Here is a 7,364-nt window from a genome sequence, read left to right on the forward strand (position 1 = left end):
ATTGGTTCACATTGAGGCCGTTCGATGGTGGACCACCGGGCCGCATTGTCGCGCAAGACCGCCTCGCCGAGGAGGCGTCCGGCCGCCCGCCTTTTAGCGGGTTTGGGGTCGCCGTAACAGGGTGCGGCGGACCACCGGGAGGGGCCGGCCGACAGCCGGACCTGTTAATATTTCCTCACCCGCAAGGGTGGTTCAGCCCGGATATGATCTTCCAAAACCCAATGTTTTCACGGCCGAAACTTGCGTTCGGTCCTTGCGGGCCCCTCCCCCCCTCCTATATGAGCGTCAACCATCGCAATATCGCGGATGTTTGATCTTAGGGGGTTTGGACCGGGTGCCTTCTGGGCCCAACCAGCCTGCCGCAAAAACAAGGATATCAGGACCATGGGAAAGGTCATTGGGATCGACCTCGGCACCACGAATTCGTGCGTCGCCGTAATGGATGGCAAGAACGCCAAAGTCATCGAGAATTCCGAAGGCATGCGCACGACGCCTTCGATCGTCGCCGTGACGGACGACGGTGAGCGCCTCGTCGGCCAGCCTGCCAAGCGTCAGGCCGTCACCAATCCCGAGCGCACCTTCTTCGCAGTGAAGCGCCTCATCGGCCGCCGCTACGACGACCCGATGGTCGAGAAGGACAAGAAGCTCGTTCCGTACAAGATCGTGAAGGCTTCCAACGGCGACGCCTGGGTCGAGGCCGACGGCCAGACCTACTCGCCCTCGCAGGTCTCCGCTTTCATCCTGCAGAAGATGAAGGAGACCGCGGAGGCCCATCTCGGCCAGAAGGTCGACCAGGCCGTCATCACCGTTCCCGCCTACTTCAACGACGCCCAGCGCCAGGCGACCAAGGACGCCGGCAAGATCGCGGGCCTCGAAGTGCTCCGCATCATCAACGAGCCGACCGCGGCCGCGCTCGCCTATGGCCTGGACAAGACCAAGACCGGCACGATCGCCGTGTACGATCTCGGCGGCGGCACCTTCGATATCTCCATTCTCGAAATCGGCGACGGCGTGTTCGAGGTGAAGTCGACCAACGGCGACACCTTCCTCGGCGGCGAAGACTTCGACATGCGCCTCGTGGGCTATTTGGCCGACGAGTTCCAGAAGGAGCAGGGCATCAACCTGCGCAACGACAAGCTCGCCTTGCAGCGCCTGAAAGAGGCCGCTGAAAAGGCCAAGATCGAGCTGTCCTCGACGACGCAGACCGAGATCAACCTGCCCTTCATCACCGCGGACCAGACCGGCCCGAAGCATCTGACGATGAAGCTCACCCGCGCCAAGTTCGAAGCGCTGGTCGACGACCTCGTGCAGAAGACCGTCGAGCCCTGCCGCAAGGCGCTGAAGGATGCCGGCGTCACCGCCGGTGAGATCGGTGAAGTCGTTCTGGTCGGCGGCATGTCGCGCATGCCGAAGGTCCAGGAAGTCGTGAAGCAGCTGTTCGGCAAGGAGCCGCACAAGGGCGTCAACCCGGACGAAGTCGTGGCAATCGGTGCCGCGATCCAGGCCGGCGTGCTCCAGGGCGACGTCAAGGACGTGCTGCTGCTCGACGTGACCCCGCTGTCGCTGGGCATCGAGACGCTGGGCGGCGTGTTCACCCGCATCATCGACCGCAACACCACGATCCCGACCAAGAAGAGCCAGGTGTTCTCGACCGCCGAGGACAGCCAGAACGCGGTCACCATCCGCGTCTTCCAGGGCGAGCGTGAAATGGCGGCCGACAACAAGATGCTCGGCCAGTTCGACCTGATGGGCATTCCGCCGGCTCCGCGCGGCATGCCGCAGATCGAGGTGACCTTCGACATCGACGCCAACGGCATCGTCAACGTCTCGGCCAAGGACAAGGCCACCGGCAAGGAGCAGCAGATCCGCATCCAGGCCTCCGGCGGTCTGTCGGAAGCCGACATCGAGAAGATGGTCAAAGACGCCGAGGCCAATGCCGAGGCGGACAAGAAGCGCCGCGAGGCGGTGACCGCCAAGAACGATGCGGACGGACTGGTGCATTCCACCGAGAAGGCGCTGGCCGAGCATGGTTCGAAGGTCGCCGAGACTGAGCGCCGCGCCATCGAGGATGCCGTCAGCGATCTCAAGGAAGCGCTGAAGGGCGACGATGCCGAGGCGATCAAGGCCAAGACCAACACGCTGGCCCAGGCTTCGATGAAGCTCGGCGAAGCCATGTACAAGCAGCAGGCCGAGGCCGACGCCAAGAAGGATGCGGCCAAGGACGACGTCGTCGACGCGGAATTCACCGAAGTCGACGACGACAAGAACAACAAGAAGTCTGCATAAGCCCGCGAGGGTCATGATGCGGACGGCTTGGACCCCACACGCTGCACCAGCCTCCCCCCTCAGGGGGGAGGCCTTCGTGTCGGGTATGACGGGGCAAGGGACGGAGCAAGGCTCTGTTGCGATCGGCCCCGTTACGATCGATCAATTCCCAGCCGCTATGCTCAACGCCGCCACGCTGCCCTCTGCCGCAACGCGGAAGGCTGCCTATATCGTCGCGTGGCGACGTTGTTTCGCCCCGACTTGAATCGCGATTGGATAGACCGAGTCAGACATGTCCACCAAGCGCTGCTATTACGAGACCCTCGAAGTCGAACGCTCCGCCGACGATTCCGTCCTGAAATCGTCGTTCCGCAAGCTTGCGATGAAATTTCATCCCGACCGCAATCCGGGGGATGACACCAGCGAAGTCCGCTTCAAGGAAATCAACGAGGCCTACGAGGTCCTCAAGGACAAGGACAAGCGCGCGGCCTATGACCGTTTCGGTCATGCCGCCTTCGAGCAGGGCGGTCCCGGTGGCGGCGCCGGTTTCGGCGCGGGCTTCGCGTCGTCCTTCTCCGACATTTTCGAGGACCTGTTCGGCATGGCCGGACAGCGCGGCCGCGGCGGCCGCGAGCGCGGCGCCGACCTGCGCTACAACATGGAAATCACCCTCGAGGAAGCCTTCGGCGGCAAGACCGCGCAGATCGAGATCCCGGTCTCGGTCACCTGCGAGGCCTGCTCGGGCATCGGCGCCAAGGCCGGCACCAAGCCGAAGACCTGCTCGAGCTGCGGCGGCGCCGGCCGCGTGCGGYAGTCGCAGGGCTTCTTCACGTTGGAGCGCACCTGTCCCGGCTGTCAGGGACGCGGCCAGATGATCGAGGACGCCTGCCCGTCCTGCTCGGGCCAGGGCCGGGTGACCCGCGAGCGGACGCTGTCGGTCAACATTCCCCCGGGCGTCGAGGACGGCACGCGGATCAGGCTCGCCGGCGAAGGCGAGGCTGGCGTCCGCGGCGGCCCGCCCGGCGACCTCTACATCTTCCTGTCGCTGGCCCACCACCAGTTCTTCCAGCGCGACGGCGCCGATCTGCATTGCCGCGTTCCGATCTCGATGGTGACGGCGGCGCTTGGCGGTGAATTCGAGGTGCCGACCATCGAGAAGGGCAAGACCAAGGTGAAGGTGCCGGCGGGGACCCAGTCCAGCCGTCGATTCCGCATCGCATCAAAAGGCATGCCGGTGCTGCGCTCGCGCCAGATGGGCGACATGTACGTCCAGGTCGTGGTCGAAACGCCGCAGAACCTCACCAAGAAGCAGCAGGAATTGCTGGCCGAGTTCGAAAAGCTTTCCTCCGGCAACACCCAGCCGGAATCCGAGGGCTTCTTCACCAAGGTCAAGGATTTCTTCGGTAATCGGGCGAGTTGAGCCGTCTTGACCGTACCGCCTTCGGCCTATACCTGTTTATGACCATTTTCTGACACGCCGCGGTCACGCGGTCTCGTCCCGTCCGGTCCAGACATGCCATTGCCGTCGTCCGCGCGTGCGTTGAAGAAGCCCCGTCTTGATGACGAGGTGCGTTTTCTCCGATCATGGATCGAAAAGCCCCTGCACATGGGGGCGGTGATGCCGTCGGGCAAGCTGCTTGCCCGGACCATGGCTCATTACGTCGACGTCAATTCGGACGCACCGGTGGTCGAGCTCGGACCCGGCACCGGCGCCATCACCTCGGCCCTGGTTGAGCGCGGCGTCGACCAGAAGCGTCTTGTGCTGGTCGAATACAATCCCGGCTTCTGTGCGCTGCTGCGCGACCGTTATCCGCAAGCCAAGGTGGTGCAGGGCGATGCCTATCGCCTGCGCGACACGCTCTGGAACGTGCTGAGCGCGCCGGCCTCCGCGGTCGTCTCCGGCCTGCCGCTTGTCACAAAACCGATGCTGACGCGGCTGCGGCTCGTCCGCGACGCCTTCACGGCGCTCGCGCCCGGCGCCCCCTTCGTGCAGTTCACCTATGCGGTGGTGCCGCCGATCCCGAAATCGCTGCCCGGCGTGTCCACAGAGGCCTCGGAACGGATCTGGATGAACCTTCCGCCGGCCCGCGTCTGGGTGTATCGCAAGGACTAATTCCGCCGGCTTCCCTTTTTGCGCGGCGGGCTCGTTTCGCCGAACGCATGGAAGCGGATGTCCGCACCCAGGATCCTGATCATTCCCGGCTCGCTGCGCACCGGCTCGCATAATGCGAAGCTGGCGGCGGTCGCCGCGTATGAATTCGCCCAGGCCGGCGTCGACATCACCCGCATCTCGCTCGCCGATTTTCCGCTGCCGATCTATGACGGCGATCTCCAGGCCAAGTCCGGCGTTCCGAAGCATGCGATCAACCTCAAGCGCATGATCGGTGCGCACCATGGCGTGTTGATCGTCACGCCCGAATACAACGCCTCGGTGCCGCCGCTGCTGAAGAACGCCATCGACTGGGTCAGCCGCGTGCATGAGCTGCATGAGGCGCGCGGCGAGGTGTTCCGCAACCGCGTCTTTGCGCTCGCCGGCGCCTCGCAGAGCCGGCTCGGCGCGGCCCGCGCGCTTCAGGCCTTGCGGCTGATCCTGACCTCCTGCCACGCCAATGTGATCGCCAGCCAGCTCACGCTCGCCTTTGCCCACGAGGCCTATGACGATATGGACAGGCTCAAGAACCAGGGCGATATCGACGCGCTGAAGGAGATGGTGCGGCAGTTGATCGACATTTCTCAACGCATGATGTGAGGTGACATGACGCCAGCCGAAATCGCCCCGAAAGACCGCCTGATCGTCGCGCTCGATCTGCCGAGCGTTGATGCCGCGGAAGCGATGATCGCAAGGCTCGGCGACAGCGTCACTTTCTACAAGATCGGCTATCGGCTCGCTTATGCCGGTGGTCTGCCGCTGGTCGGAAAGCTCGCCGACAAGGGCAAGAAGGTCTTCCTCGATCTCAAGCTGCACGACATCGGCAACACGGTGGCGCAAGGTGTCGAGAGCATCACCAGGCTGGGCGCGACCTTCCTCACCGTGCACGCCTACCCGCAGACCATGAAGGGCGCGGTCGAAGGCCGCGGCAGCGCCAGCCTGAAGATCCTCGCCGTCACGGTGCTGACATCCTACAACGACGACGATCTGCATGCGGCCGGCTACCGGCTCGGCGTCTCCGAGCTGGTCGAAGCGCGTGCGCAGCAGGCGCAGGTGCTCGGCGTCGACGGTCTCGTCTGCTCGCCGGAAGAAGTGGGCAGCCTGCGCAAGATCGTCGGTCATCAGATGAGTTTGGTCACCCCCGGCATCCGGCCGGCGGGCGCGGCGAGCGGCGACCAGAAGCGCATCATGACGCCGGGCCGTGCGATCACCGCGGGCGCAGACTATCTCGTCGTCGGGCGGCCGGTGGTGGAAGCCGCCGACCCCAGGGCAACGGCTGACGCAATCCAGGCCGAGATTGCGCAGGCGCTGGGAGCATGATCCGGAAAAGTGTGCAGCGGTTTTCCGGTCAGATCATGCTCAAATAGAGACAACCACAAGGGAGAAGAACAATGGCAAAAGGCTACTGGATCGGGCGCGTCGATGTGAACAATGACGAGGGCTACAAGCCGTATGTCGTCGCCAACGGCGCGATCTTCAAGAAATGGGGCGGCCGCTTCGTCGTCCGCGGCGGCAAGTTCACCACCGTCGAAGGCGCCAGCCGCACCCGCAACGTCGTGATCGAATTCCCGGACTACGAGACCGCGATCGCCTGCTACAACTCGCCGGAATACCAGGCCAACATCAAGGTGCGGCAGCCGCACTCGGTCGCCGACCTCATCATCATCGAGGGTTATGACGGCCCGCAGCCGTCTGACGGCTGAGGCACACCGAGATTCCGGGTTCGGCTCTGCGAGCCGCCCCGGAATGACGGTGAACGTGGCGTCACCGCCGACTGCTCCCCCTCGGTTGCCGGAACTGCGTCCCCCCGCTACAACGCACCTGAGAGGATCACACCATGTCCGACATGCGCTTGATTGTTGCTGGAGCCGGCGGCCGGATGGGCCGGGCGCTGACGCGGGCGATTGCCGAGACCAATGGCGCGGTGCTGGCCGGCGCGCTGGAGGCGCCGGGATCTGAGCTGCTCGGCAAGGATGCCGGCGTGCTCGCGGGTCTCCCTGCCAACGGCATCAAGCTCTCTGCCGACCTCTGGGAGTTGTCGAAGGACGCCGACGGCATTCTGGATTTCACCGTGCCCGCGGCGACCATCGCCAATGTCGCGATCGCCGCCCAGCGCGGCCTCGTGCATGTCATCGGCACGACGGGCCTGTCAGCCTCCGACAACGCCGTGATCAAGAGCGTCACCAACCGCGCGGTCGTGGTGCAGTCCGGCAATATGAGCCTGGGCGTCAATTTGCTCGCCGCCGTGGTCAAGCGCGTCGCCAAGGCGCTCGATGCGAGCTTCGACATCGAGGTCGTCGAGACCCATCATCGCATGAAAATCGATGCGCCCTCGGGCACGGCGCTGATGCTGGGCCAGGCCGCCGCGGCCGGCCGCGGCGTCTCGCTCGATGAGCATGCGGCGCGCGGCCGCGACGGCATCACCGGTGCGCGGCGGCCCGGCGACATCGGCTTCGCCTCCTTGCGCGGCGGCACCGCGGCCGGCGATCACAGCGTGAGCTTCCTCGGTCCGTTCGAGCGCCTGACGCTCTCGCACCATGCCGAGGATCGCATGCTGTTCGCCCATGGCGCGCTGAAGGCGGCGTTGTGGGCGCACGGCAAGAGTCCGGGACTCTACTCGATGGCCGACGTGCTCGGCCTGTCCGACATCTGAACAAAACGGAAAGCAGTTGATGAGCGAACGTCTTCTCGTGCTCGTGCGCCATGGCCAGAGCGAATGGAATCTGAAGAACCTGTTCACGGGCTGGAAGGATCCCGATCTCACCGAGCTCGGCGTGACCGAGGCGAGGGAAGCCGGCCGCAAGCTGAAGGCGCAGGGGCTCGTGTTCGACGTCGCCTACACCTCGGTGCTGACGCGCGCGCAGCACACGCTCGATCTCATCCTTGGCGAACTCGACCAGAAGGGTCTGCCGACGTCGAAGGACCTCGCGCTGAACGAGCGCGACTATGG

The 7,364-nt window shown here is 64.7% G+C and carries 8 protein-coding genes; all 8 read left to right on the forward strand.

The features are described 5' to 3' along the window. Nucleotides 1-384: 384 nt before the first annotated feature. The gene (gene dnaK / locus ACXJL8_RS11405; protein ID WP_456623166.1) at nt 385-2,286 is read left to right on the forward strand and encodes a molecular chaperone DnaK; all 1,902 of its coding nucleotides are present in this window, start codon (nt 385-387) and stop codon (nt 2,284-2,286) included. 271 nt (nt 2,287-2,557) lie between these two features. After that, nucleotides 2,558-3,685 (forward strand): molecular chaperone DnaJ, encoded by a 1,128-nt coding sequence (dnaJ, locus tag ACXJL8_RS11410; protein ID WP_456685002.1) that lies wholly within the window; start codon nt 2,558-2,560, stop codon nt 3,683-3,685. A 93-nt stretch (nt 3,686-3,778) separates the two neighbouring features. After that, a complete protein-coding gene (locus ACXJL8_RS11415) occupies nt 3,779-4,378 on the forward strand; it encodes a class I SAM-dependent methyltransferase (protein ID WP_092190255.1) in 600 nt (199 codons plus the stop codon). A gap of 57 nt (nt 4,379-4,435) precedes the next feature. Beyond that, nucleotides 4,436-5,014, forward strand: a complete 579-nt coding sequence (locus ACXJL8_RS11420) for an NADPH-dependent FMN reductase (protein WP_456623168.1) — start codon at nt 4,436-4,438, stop codon at nt 5,012-5,014. Between the two features lie 6 nt (nt 5,015-5,020). Further along, nucleotides 5,021-5,734, forward strand: coding sequence for an orotidine-5'-phosphate decarboxylase (gene pyrF / locus ACXJL8_RS11425; protein WP_456623169.1), 714 nt, complete (start codon nt 5,021-5,023; stop codon nt 5,732-5,734). 71 nt (nt 5,735-5,805) lie between these two features. Next, the gene (locus ACXJL8_RS11430; RefSeq protein ID WP_456623170.1) at nt 5,806-6,117 is read left to right on the forward strand and encodes a DUF1330 domain-containing protein; all 312 of its coding nucleotides are present in this window, start codon (nt 5,806-5,808) and stop codon (nt 6,115-6,117) included. Nucleotides 6,118-6,251: 134 nt separating this feature from the next. Then, nucleotides 6,252-7,067, forward strand: coding sequence for a 4-hydroxy-tetrahydrodipicolinate reductase (gene dapB, locus ACXJL8_RS11435; protein ID WP_456623171.1), 816 nt, complete (start codon nt 6,252-6,254; stop codon nt 7,065-7,067). Between the two features lie 19 nt (nt 7,068-7,086). After that, on the forward strand, nt 7,087-7,364 hold a 278-nt coding region (locus tag ACXJL8_RS11440; RefSeq protein WP_456685003.1), incomplete at its 3' end, for a 2,3-bisphosphoglycerate-dependent phosphoglycerate mutase.

The sequence above is a fragment of the Bradyrhizobium sp. P5_C11_2 genome, from assembly GCF_054049755.1.